General features: G+C 40.7%; 12 protein-coding genes. 7 read left to right on the plus strand and 5 right to left on the minus strand.

The features are described 5' to 3' along the window. The first annotated feature begins 34 nt into the window (after positions 1–34). From BVH04_RS13545 to BVH04_RS13575, 7 genes are all read left to right on the plus strand, one after another. Positions 35–1,222 carry an exo-beta-N-acetylmuramidase NamZ family protein gene (locus BVH04_RS13545; RefSeq protein ID WP_086542010.1) on the plus strand — a complete coding sequence of 396 codons (1,188 nt, stop codon included), beginning with the start codon at positions 35–37 and terminating at the stop codon, positions 1,220–1,222. Between the two features lie 60 nt (positions 1,223–1,282). Beyond that, complete coding sequence (gene fmt, locus BVH04_RS13550; RefSeq protein ID WP_086542011.1) at positions 1,283–2,209, plus strand: methionyl-tRNA formyltransferase; 927 nt, start codon at positions 1,283–1,285, stop codon at positions 2,207–2,209. A gap of 96 nt (positions 2,210–2,305) precedes the next feature. Beyond that, positions 2,306–3,232 (plus strand): DUF4412 domain-containing protein, encoded by a 927-nt coding sequence (locus tag BVH04_RS13555; RefSeq protein ID WP_086542012.1) that lies wholly within the window; start codon positions 2,306–2,308, stop codon positions 3,230–3,232. Positions 3,233–3,296: 64 nt separating this feature from the next. Continuing rightward, positions 3,297–3,806, plus strand: a complete 510-nt coding sequence (locus tag BVH04_RS13560) for a dihydrofolate reductase (protein ID WP_086542013.1) — start codon at positions 3,297–3,299, stop codon at positions 3,804–3,806. Continuing rightward, positions 3,799–4,584: an SDR family oxidoreductase gene (locus BVH04_RS13565; RefSeq protein WP_086542014.1), complete on the plus strand. Its 786-nt coding sequence runs from the start codon at positions 3,799–3,801 to the stop codon at positions 4,582–4,584. The genes BVH04_RS13560 and BVH04_RS13565 overlap by 8 nt, the downstream gene beginning before the upstream one ends. 119 nt (positions 4,585–4,703) lie before the next feature. Further along, positions 4,704–5,954: a competence/damage-inducible protein A gene (locus tag BVH04_RS13570; RefSeq protein ID WP_086542015.1), complete on the plus strand. Its 1,251-nt coding sequence runs from the start codon at positions 4,704–4,706 to the stop codon at positions 5,952–5,954. 95 nt (positions 5,955–6,049) lie between these two features. Then, entirely contained in the window at positions 6,050–7,342 is a 1,293-nt protein-coding gene (locus tag BVH04_RS13575; protein ID WP_086542016.1) for a dihydrolipoamide acetyltransferase family protein, read from the plus strand. Positions 7,343–7,480: 138 nt separating this feature from the next. Here BVH04_RS13575 and BVH04_RS13580 read toward each other — a convergent pair whose 3' ends face one another. From BVH04_RS13580 to BVH04_RS13600, 5 genes are all read right to left on the minus strand, one after another. Then, a complete protein-coding gene (locus BVH04_RS13580; protein WP_086542017.1) occupies positions 7,481–10,348 on the minus strand; it encodes a PAS domain-containing hybrid sensor histidine kinase/response regulator in 2,868 nt (955 codons plus the stop codon). Beyond that, on the minus strand, positions 10,348–11,355 hold the full coding sequence (locus tag BVH04_RS13585; RefSeq protein ID WP_086542018.1) for a hypothetical protein: 1,008 nt from the start codon (positions 11,353–11,355) through the stop codon (positions 10,348–10,350). Before BVH04_RS13585 ends, BVH04_RS13580 begins: the two co-directional genes overlap by 1 nt. 22 nt (positions 11,356–11,377) lie before the next feature. Further along, positions 11,378–11,617, minus strand: coding sequence for a hypothetical protein (locus BVH04_RS13590; RefSeq protein ID WP_086542019.1), 240 nt, complete (start codon positions 11,615–11,617; stop codon positions 11,378–11,380). Beyond that, positions 11,614–12,030 (minus strand): OsmC family protein, encoded by a 417-nt coding sequence (locus BVH04_RS13595; RefSeq protein WP_086542020.1) that lies wholly within the window; start codon positions 12,028–12,030, stop codon positions 11,614–11,616. Before BVH04_RS13595 ends, BVH04_RS13590 begins: the two co-directional genes overlap by 4 nt. Before the next feature lie 302 nt (positions 12,031–12,332). After that, the gene (locus tag BVH04_RS13600; RefSeq protein WP_086542021.1) at positions 12,333–15,710 is read right to left on the minus strand and encodes a methylmalonyl-CoA mutase family protein; all 3,378 of its coding nucleotides are present in this window, start codon (positions 15,708–15,710) and stop codon (positions 12,333–12,335) included. Between the last annotated feature and the right edge of the window lie 21 nt (positions 15,711–15,731).

The raw sequence follows: 15,731 nt of genomic DNA on the forward strand, positions 1-15,731 counted from the left end.
TGCTTTAATTTGTTCGATTAGACCGCAAAATAGCATGAAGCAAACGAAACTTTCGCCCTTTATTTACTTTTTGAGCATAGCGCTCTTAATTCTCGTCAATTCACTCACCACCTTGGGCAGACAAAGCACTTCTCTGCCGGGTGCGGAGCGCCCGGAACTCTATCTGGATCAACTTCAGGGAAAGAAAATTGGGATAGTTGCGAACCAAACCAGCATTTTGACTCAGAGTAATAACATGCATGTCGTAGATTTTCTATTGGAAAAAGGCATACAGGTGAAGAAAGTGTTTGTGCCAGAGCACGGATTTCGTGGCCAAGCTGATGCTGGCGAAAAAGTGGATAACACCGTTGACTCCAAAACAGGTTTGCCTATAATTTCACTTTATGGGAATAACAAGAAACCGAACCCAGAACAAATTAAGGATCTGGATATCTTGATTTTTGACTTACAGGACGTGGGAGTTCGTTTTTACACCTATATCAGCACCATGCATTACCTGATGGAGGCTGCGGCTGAGAATGGCAAGAAGGTGATCATTTTTGATAGACCAAATCCCAATGGAAATTACATCGCTGGACCAGTCCTTCAAAAAGGATTTGAAAGCTTCGTAGGAATGCATCCTATTCCGGTAGTTCACGGACTTACTGTAGGCGAGCTAGCGCAAATGATCAATGGGGAAAAATGGCTAAAAGGCGGATTGAAAGTAGATTTGGAAGTAATTCCTGTAGGAAATTGGGATCATCAGAAAGCCTACAATTTACCTGTAAAACCTTCTCCAAATCTACCGAATGATTTATCCATCAAGCTCTATCCCAGTACATGCTTTTTTGAAGGAACCATCGTTTCGTTGGGCCGTGGCACTCAATTTCCTTTCCAGGTTTATGGCTACCCAGATCCAAAATTTGGCGATTTCACCTTCACTCCGGTCAGCATAGATGGTATGTCGAAGAATCCCCCGCTTCAGGATAAAAAATGCTATGGAGTGGATTTGAGAGGTGAGTCCATGACGCATGAGTTTACTTTAGAATATCTCTTGGACGCCTACCGAAAATCTGGCAAGGGCCAAGCTTTCTTCACTAACTACTTCAATACGCTTGCGGGTACGGATCAACTGAAAAAGATGATCATGGATGGAAAAACGGAAGCTGAAATCACAGCAAGTTGGGAAGCTGATCTGGACAAATACAAAGTGCTTCGTATGCAATACTTAATCTATAATTGAGACTTAAGCTGAGTGCGAAAATCTCTTATCTCTATTCTCAACTCTCATTTTATCCTTACCATGAACAAGAATCTTAGAATCATTTATATGGGCACACCGGAGTTTGCGGTGGCTGGGCTGGAATTATTAGTGGAAAATGGCTGGAATATCGTGGCTGTGATCACTGCTCCTGATAAACCAAAAGGACGTGGACAGAAATTAATTCCTTCTCCCGTGAAGGAAGCTGCCCTTAAATTGGATTTGAACATACTCCAGCCTACCAACCTCAAATCGCCGGAATTTCAAGAGGAACTCCGAGCTCTGAAGGCTGATTTGCAGATTGTAGTTGCTTTCCGAATGCTTCCCGAGTCAGTTTGGGATATGCCTCCTTTGGGCACTTTCAATCTCCATGCTTCACTTTTACCGAATTATCGAGGCGCCGCACCCATCAACTGGGCCATCATCAATGGAGAAAAAGAAACAGGTGTGACTACTTTTTTCCTAAGACATGAAATCGATACTGGAAGTATTATCTATCAGGAAAAGGTGGAAATACTTAATGAGGATGATCTAGGAACTGTCTATGAGAAATTGATGAATACTGGCTCAAAGCTGGTTCTCAAGACTGTAGAAGATATAGCCCAAGACAAAGTTCAAGCATTTTCTCAGGATGAATCCAAAGCGATTCATCATGCGCCTAAGATCTTCAAAGAGACTTGCGAAATCGACTGGAGTAAATCAGCAGAATCAATTCACAATCTAGTTCGAGGTCTTTCTCCTTACCCAGCTGCATGGACTACATTTGATGATAAAATCTGCAAAATTTACAAGACGAATTTCCTCCCAAATCAGAAGACTAGCAAAGCTATCGGGGAGCTAGATACTGATAATAAAAGCTACATAAAATTGCAGACTGGAGAGGGAGTTTTGGAGATTTTAGAGCTTCAGCTTGAAGGTAAAAAGCGAATGAAAGTAGACGATTTGCTAAGAGGGTTTAAATTCTCATGATTTTTCATCATGGAAAAAAGTGAGAAATATTTCATTTTTAACCTGATTTTAAGGAACTTGAGTTTATAGAAACACACATTTTTAACCACGGAACTCATGAAAAATCTCCTTAGTCATTTTATCATTTTGGTTTTTATCTTCACTTTATCTTTTTCGGCAGAAGCTCAATTCATCAAAAAAATTCAGAACGCTGCCAATAGAGGAGTCGAGAAAGCCATACAGCAAAAAGTAGAAAAGGAAGCAAACAAAATGACTGAGAGGCAGCTAGAAAAGTTGTTTTCAGATATGTACGGTGATAGCTCTGATAGCACTTCCTATGGAAGGCTAGACATGGGCAAAGTTTTAGCAGGCATGGGCGAACCTGTTGATACCGAGGATGAATATGATTTTTTTGGACATATAGTTTTTGAGATGACGAGTACTGATGAAAAAGGAAAATCTGCTGATCCCGTTCTAATGAAATCGTTCCTATCCAAATCTGCCGACTACACTGGAATGGAAATAGTAGACCCCAAAAATGCTGAAGCTATGACCACGATGGTTTTTGACCTTAAGAATCAAGCCTCTATTGTCTTTCTTGATAATAAAGGCAACAAGTCCAGTTTCGCTTTCAAAATGGATCTAGACGATGTGGATGAACTAATAGAAGACCAAGCAGAAACTAATTTGAATGACATTACCTTAGAAAAAACCGGAAGAACAAAAGACATCTTGGGATACGATTGCGAGGAATATCACGTGAGAAGTGAAGACGGTGAAGGGTACTATTGGGTTACCGAAGAGCCAATCGGAGGATATTCATCATTCTGGAGCAGTAATAGTCCGATGATGACCTCAAAAGCTCAGGAAAAATACGCAGAGTATTTAAAAAATATGCCAAAAGGTAATTTCATGGAAATGACATACACTTCTGAGGAATCTGGTACTGTTGATATGAAGGTGACAAAAATAGAGGAGTCGGCCCCCAAGTCATTAACCATGGCTGAATATCCTAACATTATGAATTCGACCGCACATAAGTAATTCTGTTCCATTTTATTTTTTCCAATGTCCAGGCCTGTTATCTTCATGCCAAGAAGCATTTTGCATGAAGATATCACTAATAGCCGCTTTGGCTGACAACAATGTAATCGGTCGGGAGAATGACCTGGTTTGGAGATTACCCGATGATTTCAAACGATTTAAGAGAATTACATCTGACAATTATATTTTGATGGGGCGAAAGACATTTGAATCTTTGGGAAAGCCCCTTCCTAACCGAACGCATATTGTAATCACCAGAAATAAAGAATACCAAGTTCCTGAGGGACACTACGTGTTTGAAAGTGTGGAAGAGGCATTTGCTTTCTGCCAGAATAAGGGCGTAAATCAACTATACGTGATAGGAGGAGGTGAGATATACCGCCAAACGCTGTTTTTGGCAGATGAGCTAATCCTCACTGAAGTGAAAGCTTCACCTGAAGGAGATACTTATTTTCCTGAATTCAATAAAGAAAATTGGAAGGTTACCTTAAGCGAACATCATCCCGCAGATGAGCGTCATCAATACGCTTTTACTTACGTCAATTACGAAAGAATCCACAAGCAGCATGTCTAAAAAAGTAATTTGGATCACTGGGGCCTCATCAGGAATCGGTGAAGCTTCTGCTTATAAATTTGTGAAGGAAGGGTTTCAGGTCATACTTTCGGCTAGGAATCTAGAAGCTCTGGAAAAAGTCAAATCCTCTAGTGCTAATCCACAAAATTGTAAAGTTCTCCCACTCGATCTGATAAACCAGGCTTCTTTCGAAGAAAAAACAAAACAAGCAATTGCCGCCTTCGGACATATTGATATAATGCTTCACAATGGTGGAATCAGTCAGCGATCTCTGATTCGAGAGACTCCGATTGAGGTGGATCGCAAGCTGATGGAAGTGAATTTCTTTGGGACGGTGGCACTTACTAAGGCACTTCTCCCCCATTTCATCGCTAGAAAATCAGGGCAATTTGGTGTGATTTCATCGTTGGTCGGGAAATTTGGTTCTCCTTATCGATCAAGCTATGCCGCTGCCAAACACGCGCTTCACGGCTTTTTTGAATCCCTGAGATTAGAGCATTTCGAGGATAATATAGCTGTGACGATGATTTGTCCTGGTTTTATCAAAACTGATGTGTCCAAAAATGCTTTGACAGCTGATGGCACCCCACTCAATGAAATGGACAAAGCTCAGGAAAATGGAATGAGTGCGGAAGATTGCGCAAAGGACATTTTCAACGCCCTCAAACACAAAAAGGAAGAAGTTTATATCGGAGGAAAAGAAACCTTAGGGATTTATTTAAAACGATTTGTCCCAACAATTTTCACACAGATACTTCGTAAATCAGAAGTAAGATAACCACATGAAATCGAGCATTACTGAAGCGTCACACAGAGGGATGAATATCAGCTTTGCGAGATTCTCCCGAAACACGTTCGGGACAGGCTATCTGACCATAAAAAATCAGAAATAAACAGATGAAAGTAGTCAGAGCAGAGATAATTGCCATAGGAGATGAGTTGCTCTATGGACAAATAGTCGATACCAACAGTCATTGGATCAGCCAAGAACTCGACCTAATGGGTGTGAAAGTAGTACGGAAGACCACCGTTGGCGATGATAGAAAGGATATTCTTGCTGCTTTCGCCTCGGCGGAAGCTAGAGCAGACATTATTTTGATCACTGGTGGACTTGGCCCTACACGGGACGACCTTACCAAGCCGCTGATGGCAGAATACTTTGACTGTCCTATCGTCGAAAATCCCGCTGCCGTAGAAGCTGTCACTGAATTTTTCAAAAAGCGGGGAAGAGAAATGACCCCACTTAACATACTTCAAGGTCACCTTCCTTCATGCTGCACTTATGTACCAAATAAGGTGGGTACAGCTCCGGGAATGTGGTTTGAGCGGAACGGAACTTACTGGATGTCTATGCCTGGAGTGCCGCATGAGATGAAAAAGCTAATGACGGACTTTGTCTTGCCAAAGCTCCCAACTCTTTTTCCTCTTCCTATCATCGTTCATCGAATGGTCAAAACGGTTGGTATAGGTGAAAGCTGGCTGGCAGATTTGATCAGAGAATGGGAAAATGCACTTCCTTCAACGATTCGATTGGCATATTTACCATCTTTAGGCCACGTCAAACTTCGACTTACAGGTTTTGGAACTGATAAAACTGAAATCGAAAATGACATCCAAAAGCAAATTGATCTGGTTTTGCCGAGTATAGAAAAATACGTGTATGGCTATGATTCGGAGTCTTTGGAAACAGCCATCGGCAAGCTTTTGTCTGTAAATAAGAAAACAGTGGCTTTAGCCGAAAGCTGTTCTGGGGGTTACATTTCTCATCTGATTACCAGTATTTCGGGCAGTAGTTCGTATTTTCAAGGGGCAGTAATACCCTATCATAACCAGTACAAAGAAGAAATTCTTCATGTGAAAAATGAAACTTTGAAATCATTTGGAGCTGTAAGTGAAGAAACAGTGAAGGAAATGGCAACTGGCGTTCTCGAATTATTCAAATCAGATTTCGGTTTGGCAAGTAGCGGAGTAGCCGGCCCAAAAGGAGGAACTGAAGAAAAACCTGTGGGCACAGTTTGGATAGCTTGTGCTGGAGAAGGCTTTATCGAAACAAAGAAGCTTCAGCTGACTCAGGATAGAATACTTAATATTCAACTGACGGGAGTCGCAGTTTTGAATTTACTTCGAATTTGTATTTTAGAGAAATAACAAATAAAATTTCTATTGAAAGGTTTGGGATAGAGTTTTTTAAAATTTAATTTTAAAACTTGTATATAAACCCAATAAATTATTAAATCATAACCATGGCAATTGTAGAAATGCTGATGCCCAAAATGGGCGAGAGTATCATAGAAGGTACAGTGCTGACCTGGCTGAAAAATGTGGGTGACACGATCGAACAGGATGAGTCGGTGCTAGAGGTAGCTACGGATAAGGTAGACACAGAAGTCCCTTCCACACATGCGGGTATATTGAAGCAAATTCTTGCAAAAGAAGGTGACGTAATAGCGGTGGGCGCTCCTATCGCAATTATAGAAACTGCAGGTGAAGAAAATAGCTCTGCCGCTAAAGAACCAAAAGTAGATACCAAGAAAGAGGACCTAGTCTCTTCAGCACCAGCAAATACAGATGCAATTTTGAATTCAGCAGAGATTTCCGAATCAAGTAATTCTGGAAATGACAGATTCTATTCTCCCTTAGTGCAAAGCATGGCAAAGGAAGAAGGAATAACCAAAGCTGAGCTTGACAAAGTTTCTGGAACTGGCAAAGATTCCAGAGTAACGAAGCAGGATATGCTCAATTACATAGCTTCAAGAACTGCTGCTGCCAAACCATTAAGTCCAATTTCTTCAGTTTCTGCCCCAAAAATACCTGTAAGTATTTCTGGCGAAGATGAGATCATAGAAATGGATCGTATGCGTAAAATGATTGCTCAGCGCATGATAGAGTCGAAAAGAATTTCGGCTCATGTTACTTCGTTCGTAGAAGCAGATATGACTAATATCGTCTTGTGGAGAGAGCGTCATAAGCATGATTACAAAGTCAAGTATGGTGAATCCATCACCTACACTCCATTCTTTATTGAAGCTGTTGCAAAAGCCATTCGGGATTTCCCAATGATCAATATCTCTGTGGATGGAGATAGAATCATTAGAAAAAAGGATATCAATGTTGGGATGGCAGTAGCATTGCCTAGCGGAAATCTGATAGTTCCCATTATCCGAAATGCGGATCAGTTAAATTTGGTTGGGATCTCTAAGAAAGTGAATGAACTGGCTAATCTCGCCAGAAACAACAAATTAACTCCAGATCATTTGGCAGGTGGCACCTACACCGTTTCTAATGTAGGTTCATTTGGAAATGTAATGGGAACGCCTATCATTCCTCAGCCTCAGGTAGCGATAATGGCTGTGGGAGCTATTGTAAAAAAACCAGCGGTGATAGAAACTCCTACAGGTGATGTGATCGCAATAAGACACAAAATGTTCCTATCTCACTCCTATGACCACAGAGTCGTTGATGGTTCACTTGGTGGAAAATTTGTCAAGCGAGTTTCAGATTATCTGGAAGCATTTGACATCAATACTCCTATTTAAATTTAAAGCCGGTTTCACAACCGGCTTTTTTGTTTAAGAATTAACCGCATTAGTAATCCTATCACTTTTTACCTCACCCATTCCACGCCTAGAATTCTATTTTCTTCGCGTAGTGAAGCTCAAATCTTAAAAGCTCACTCATGTCATTTCACTGGAACTCCTCTTCAATGAATATTCCTTTATCTTTTCGGCCAGTGCCACTAATCGAATTGGCTTAGTGAGATAATCATCCATGCCAGCATCAACTGCTTTTTTCTGATCTTCTTCAAAGACATTGGCGGACAAACCAACAATGAAAATCTTCTCCTTTCCTTCTAACTTCCTGATTTCCTTTGCAGCTTCCAGTCCATTTAGGACGGGCATTTGGACATCCATCAGGATAATATCAAACTCCTTCTGCTGGACCATATCCAATGCTTCTTGCCCATTTTTGGCTACTTCAAAATCATAGCCCAACTGCTCAAGAATCAAAGTCATCAGCTGAAGGTTTAGGTCATTATCCTCTGCCAAAATAATTCTCATAGGGTATTCCCTTGCCATTCCATTCCAATTCCTCCGCTTGGGCATTTCACTAATGGGATTTTCTGAGAAAATTATGGGGGCCTTTTTCAATATAACTGAAAAGGCGAAAAGAGCTCCCTTGCCTTGCTCACTGCTAATGGACAATTCTCCCCCCATCAATTCAACAATCTTCTTAGCAATAGCTAAACCCAATCCAGAACCTTGATAACTTCTGGAACTTGAACTTTCTACTTGATAAAAAGGATCCGTGAGTCTTGGTATTTCCTCTGCCGGAATACCAATTCCACTATCCTTGACGCTGCACTTTAGGTAATTAATTTCTCCAGAAATGTTTTCAATTTCAAGGTTCACCTTCACCGTACCACCCTTCGGAGTAAACTTCACTGCGTTACCCACAAGATTCAGAATCACTTGATTGATTTTTTCCACATCACCTTCCATCAGCTCTTTGGTCTCTGGTTCGTAGATGGTAGTCAAAATCACTCCTTTTTTCTGGGCTAAGCCATAAAAAATATTCACCTGCTTTTCCAACTCATCAGCAGGGCAAAAGACCGTAGAGTTGATTTCAATTTTACCCGCTTCGATTTTCGAATAATCAAGGATGTCCTTGATGATATTCAATAATGAATTGCCTGAGTTTTTGATGATATCAAGGTATTGAAGCTGCTCAGCATCAAGCGTAGTTTGATCCAACAAGTCAATAATCCCCAGAAGGCCATTCATGGGTGTTCTTATCTCATGACTCATATTGGCTAGGAATTCAGACTTGGCTCTGCTTGCCTGATCAGCAGCATTCATGGCTTCCACAAGGCCTTTTTCCCAGATACGTTGACTGGTGATGTCTTTGGAAATGGACATCATCCGCTTAGTATCCAATGGGAAAAAACGCACCTCAAAGTATTGATTATCTTCACCATCCCTGAGTTTTAAATCGACCGTCTGGATTTGCTCTGTTTTTCTCGCCAGATTAAAAGCAAATTGCGTTTGTTCCCGTTGTTCAATCGGAACCAAATCAAAAAGAGAGACTCCTATTGCTGCGTCAGATCTTGATTTCAGAAATTTTTGATCCTTAACATGAGCCTCCAGAACTATTCCATTATTATCATAAGTAAATATGATATCGGGTATATTATCGATCAGATTTTGAAGGCGTTTTCCACTTTCTATCAATTCCTGATTAATTTGAAATTGAGCAGTGATATCTGTACAAATACCAAGTCCTCCATTAAATCTTCCCACCTCATCGAAGACTAATTTTTCGAAAATTCTAAGTCTGACTTTTAAGCCATCAGGTTTTTCGAAATCATATTCCAAATCTATGAAAGACTTATACTGACTTAGCGCTTCTTTCACCAAACTCTTTACATTCAAGGCATCCATATGCCCTTCTTCACCTCTAAATGCCTCTAAAAACTCTGATTTGGGATGACCCAATATTTCCTCCACTTCATCACTGACTCTAGTAATTTCTCCTTTGAAATTATGGAAAAAGACAAAACCCCGAAGTTCCTTTAACAGGATGTTTTGCTGGTCGAATAACTCTGAAATTTCCTCTGCACTTTCTTCAAGTAGCTTTTGCGACTCCAATCTATTCTTTAATGAAAGCGTAAAGAATATCACAGTTCCTATGAGCAAAAAAACGAAGCCTGAGAATAATAACAGATAGGTACTGTAAATCCCGCTGGTGACTGACTCTGATTCAATCATAAATAAGAGCGCTGCATTTTCATAAAAATCCCCAAAGTCAAATGGGTATTGCACCAGAACTCCAGACCCAGAAGTTGGTCCTTTCTTCCAATCAATTTCATAAAGCCCTATTACTCCAATAGCAACATCACTTTGGATTTGCTGAAAAGAAAGGTCATCAATTTCTATTATGGACCTTCCCTGCTGTCCTTGATCTAAATTCCTTAACTCCTCACCTAACATCAGAAGCTTAGTGCCCTCCTTATGCAGGTAATAATGAGTAACAAAATCCTTAGAAAACTTGACAGGATTTAAAGAAAAATAAATTTCAAAACCTAATTCATTACCATTTGAAAAATATTCAAAATCACGGCTACCATTTGTAGGAATTCCCTCGTGAGCTCCATTCCGAATGAAATCATTTCTTTCAGTCCTAGTCAAATAAATAACGGAATCCTGCAGATTTATCCAGACTGTGTCAATAAGCCCTGGATAGTTGTTAAAAACCTCTTTTACTACTTTTGTCAAATCACCCCCAAAGTCATCCTCATCCAAATCCTCATCTTCCAGATAATCTATCACCCCCTCAGCATTGACTTCAAATCGATCTATAGCGATCTCAATCTCTGTGGCCGCAAGCTCCGTTTGCTTCCTTAAAAACCGCTTTCTAGAATTGGTTTCCGCATCAGTTATAGTTATAAAAAAACTAACTCCCAACATGACCACCAAGATCACCAACCCGCTCCCGCTAATAATCGTTAGCCAAAAATCTCTGCGATTTCCAATCCTTTTTTTCATTAGGATCTTATTTCAATTTCTATCAAATACCAATCAAGAAGACTAAAAGGAACTGCATAAGCCGCTCCTGGGCTAAATTCATCTTCAAAAAAATAGTGATTTTCCCTATCTAAAATAAAAGACTGCGCCATCTTGCGAACCTCACTATTCTTACTATTGAATAGATTAAAGTCTGAAATACGAAAGTTATCTGCATGAATCGTTTCTCTATATACATGATTTAACAAAGGCGGAAAACTCAATGCTTCTATCGCAGCAGCATTTCCCCCTACGATATCCCCTTTACTATTGACTATTAAAAAATCACCTTTCTTCTTTGCCAAATAGCGATTAATCAGCTCATCCACTGTGATATCTATTCCTAATACAGCATACAATTCTCCCTCCTCAAAAACTGGATGAACCAATGAAAGAATCCATCCTCTGCCTGCTGGATCTACATAAACTTCGGATATCCACACCGGACCTCTTTCGGGATTATGCACTAAATCTCCTTCGTAAAAGAAATTGAAGCGCGTCAAATCCAGATTCGGTTCCATTAGGGCTTTGGCATCATAGGCTGGAAAAACACGGGACACCTGATCGACAGTATTGTAATAAATCTGTGCGAGCATATCGTATTTTTCATAAGTTTGAACGAAAAGAGAATCCATGCTGTGGGTGATCAATACATTCTCCATGGATTTCTCAAAATCAGTGGTACTATCAAAAATAACCACCGAACTCAGCTTCTCGAAATCCTGAGGAGTATTCGTAGAAAAGCCCCCCTCAAAACTATACTTATTTATTTCTGCCTGCCTCAATAAACTATCTCTATTTGCCAAAAGGAACTCGAAGTGATCCTTCATGGAAATTATCTCCTTGTTAAGTTGAGCAAGCTCAGATTCAATCTCTACTATGATTGACCGATCAATGACTAAACTGTGATTACTTCCGGTTTTAGTAGAAGGTTCACAGGAACATAAAAAGATGAGTATCGGAAAAATTCTAAGGATAGTTGACTTCATGGAGTTTGTGCTAATTGGGAAATTATAAATTTTCCACTTCAGCACGAAATGATTGTCCCATTTCTTTAAATCGTAATTTCACTTTTTCGAAAAACTCTCCTTCCCAAAAAATCTTCAAATCGGCTTCATCGAGCACATCCATTTCTGAAAGTTTGAACGTCTGCTCCATTGGACCCAATTCAAATTTGATGATATATTTATTGTTCCAGGAGAACACACTGATACGAATTTCTTCCTGAATGAATTCTTGCACAACTCTCATTGCTTCGTTTTTACTTCTGATGAAAATGAAATAGTAGCCTTCAAAGAAGATGCTACTGAGCAATATTTCTCCACAGATAACGCAACAACCTTGGCAAACTCTTCCTCATTGGCATCTGGAGAAATCAAGATGAACTTCATATGGATATCTGTATAAAATGCCGGTACGCCCTCGCTTCTATCTCCCACTACTTCTACGATGAAGTCTGTGATCGTTTTACGCTTCTTTTTCATCATCAAGACAGCATCTACAGATGCACAGGATCCCAGTGCAGAAAGCAGCATATCCATAGGAGATTGCGCTTTTTTTTCTTCAGGATCATACATATCGATCTGAACTATGTTGCCTTGAGCATTTACCGCTTCGTACTCGTGATCCGCCTTCATGCGAACCGTTACATTTCTTTTTGCCATTTTACCGCTGATTAAAGTCCTTGAATCTTATTTTTCAAATTCTATTTTTATGTATATCCGCATGGTTTTCAAAAGCCAAACTTCGACACCTCGGTTTCGCTCGATTCCCGAGCAAAATTACCATTAAGTTGAGCAGAGACCGAATAGCAGATTAGTACAAGGCACTAATAAACCAAAAACTTGAAAACTCCGGTGATCACCATCATCTGTCTTACAAGTCACGTCCTGTTTTCTGTCTTCTAAAGAAACCCTCTGTGCTTTCTTCGTAATCTCTTTGTGGCTGAATAACTATGCTCTTCAAATCACATATTTCGGCGATACTGTCCACCTACTTCGTAAAGTGCATGAGTAATCTGACCCAGAGAACAATACTTTGCTGCCTCCATTAGCTCTTCGAAAATATTCTCATTATTAACTGACACTTTTCTAAGCGCCTGCAGATGTTCGTTTACCAATTCAGGATTCGCAGCATGAAGTGTTTGTAACGTTTTAATTTGCGCCTCTTTTTCTTCCTTCTCTGCGCGAATTACCTCGCCTGGAGTGACCGTAGGAGATCCATCTGAAGAAAGAAAAGTATTCACACCGATAATTGGATATTCACCCGAGTGCTTAAGCATTTCATAGGTCATACTTTCATCCTGAATTTTGCCACGCTGATACATAGTCTCCATCGCGCCAAGCACTCCGCCACGCTCAGTGATTCTATCAAACTCCACATATACAGCTTCCTCTACTAAATCTGTCAATTCCTCTATAATAAAGGAACCTTGAATAGGGTTTTCATTCTTAGTAAGTCCCAATTCCTTATTGATAATCAACTGAATAGCCATTGCTCTACGGACTGATGCTTCAGTAGGAGTTGTGATAGCTTCATCGTATGCATTTGTGTGTAGCGAGTTGCAATTATCATAAATCGCATACAATGCCTGAAGCGTAGTTCGGATATCATTGAAATCAATTTCCTGCGCATGAAGCGAGCGGCCTGAGGTCTGAATATGATATTTCAGCATCTGAGAACGCTCATTTGCACCGTACTTCAGTTTCATGGCTTTTGCCCAAACCCTACGGGCAACTCTCCCTATTACTGCATATTCAGGATCGATTCCGTTGGAGAAAAAGAAGGAAAGATTTGGTGCAAATTGATTGATGTCCATACCACGGCTCACGTAGTATTCCACGTAAGTAAAGCCATTGGAAAGTGTCAACGCTAACTGAGTAATCGGATTGGCTCCTGCTTCTGCGATATGATATCCAGAGATAGACACCGAATAAAAATTACGGATACCCTTCTCGATGAAGTATTGCTGTACATCTCCCATGAGTCTCAGAGAAAATTCCGTAGAGAAAATACAGGTATTTTGTGCCTGATCTTCCTTCAGAATATCTGCTTGGACTGTTCCTCTGACTTTGGCGATAGTATCAGCTTTTATTTTCTGATAAACTTCAGCTGGCAATACCTGATCGCCCGTCACTCCCAATAACATCAAACCTAAGCCACTATTTCCCACTGGAACTTTCGCATTGTAAGTTGGTCGAGGAAGATTTTTATTTTTATAAATCCCATCGATTTTCTGATCAATCTCTTTTTCTAAGCCATTCTCTTTGATGTAAACTTCGCATTGTTGGTCGATCGCGGCATTCATGAAAAATGCTGTCATCGTGGCTGCTGGACCGTTTATAGTCATTGACACTGACGTCATTGGATCTACTAAATTAAAGCCCGAATAGAGCTTTTTCGCGTCATCCAAACAGCAGACATTGACACCCGAATTACCGATTTTTCCATAAATATCAGGTCGATAATCAGGATCTTCTCCGTAAAGCGTCACTGAATCAAAAGCCGTGGAAAGTCGCTTCGCATCCATATCCTTGGAAACATAATGGAAGCGCTTATTGGTACGTTCTGGCCCGCCTTCGCCTGCAAACATTCGGGTAGGATCTTCTCCTTCACGCTTAAATGGAAAAACTCCGGCTGTATAAGGGAATTTGCCGGGCACATTTTCCCTTAAACCCCATTTCAAAATATCTCCCCAAGCCTCATACTTAGGCAAGGAAATTTTAGGTATTCTAGTTTCCGAAAGTGAAGTAGAGAAGGTCTTAATCTTGATCTCCTTATCTCGTACCTTGAAAACATAAAAATCCTCGGAATACTTAGCTGATTCAGAAGACCAATCCTCTAGCCACTTTTTGTTTTTAGGATCAAAATCAAGTTCTACCTGCGCATACACTTCTTGAAGTTCTTTGATCAATCTATCCCTGTCCTCTACTTTCGTGTTTTCTACCGCTTCGATAGACTTCGTAATACTATAAAGCTGCTGCGCAATTTCTCGCTGCTCTTCTACCCAGACATCATAGTTTCTGTTGATTTCAGAGATCTCAGAGAGATAGCGGGTTCTAGCTGGAGGAATGATGTAGATTTTCTCCGAGCTACCGGCAGTCAACTCAAAACTGCTGTCCAGCTCTGGATGCTTCACAGCAATCTTGGAAATCAACGTGCGATAAAGCTCGTTCATTCCTGGATCATTGAATTGGGAGGCAATGGTGCCGAACACTGGAATATCTTCGTCCTTAGCTTCCCATAGATTGTGATTACGCTTAAACTGCTTTTTCACATCGCGAATTGCATCCAAAGCGCCTCTCTTATCAAACTTGTTCAATGCGATCACATCTGCGAAGTCTAACATGTCGATCTTTTCCAATTGGGATGCTGCACCATATTCGGGCGTCATCACATAGAGTGAAAGGTCTGAATGCTCGATAATCTCCGTATCGGACTGACCGATCCCAGAAGTCTCCAAAATCACCATATCGTATCCGGCAGCTTTAACCGTATCCACCGCATCCTGCACATAGCGTGAAAGTGCAAGGTTGGACTGACGAGTCGCAAGAGAACGCATATAAACGTGCGGATGATGGATGGCATTCATTCGAATTCGATCTCCTAGTAAAGCTCCACCAGTTTTTCGCTTAGATGGATCAACTGATATAATAGCCAGCGTTTTATCATCAAAGTCTGTTATGAATCTACGAACCAACTCATCCACCAGAGAAGACTTTCCTGCACCACCGGTACCAGTGATTCCCAGAACCGGAGTTTTACACTCCTTGCTTAGTTTTCTTACTTTTGCCAGAAGTGCTGAAGAGTTTTCAGGGAAGTTTTCGAAAGCAGAAATAGCTCTAGCCACATGCTCTTTATTATCCACACCCAGCACAAATCCTTCTGGCAATTCATCTCCAATGGCAAAATCACATTGACTTACCAAGTCATTAATCATACCCTGCAATCCCATGGATCGCCCATCGTCGGGAGCGTAAATTCTTGTGATCCCATACTCTTGCAATTCACGAATCTCCTCAGGAAGAATCGTTCCTCCACCTCCACCAAAAATTTTCACGTGTGCGGCTCCTTTTTCACGAAGCAAATCATACATGTATTTGAAAAACTCTACGTGCCCACCTTGGTAAGAAGTGATCGCAATTGCCTGCACGTCCTCTTGGATAGCACAATCCACGATCTCCTGAACGGATCGATTATGACCTAAATGGATCACTTCACAGCCAGTGGACTGAATGATGCGACGCATGATATTAATGGCTGCATCGTGCCCGTCAAACAAGGATGCTGCAGTAACAATTCTAATGTGATTTTTGGGTTTGTAGCTCTCAGGAATGATAGTCATGGAGTTGTATTAGCTAAATTT

Source organism: Algoriphagus antarcticus (genome assembly GCF_002150685.1).
GTDB lineage: Bacteria > Bacteroidota > Bacteroidia > Cytophagales > Cyclobacteriaceae > Algoriphagus > Algoriphagus antarcticus.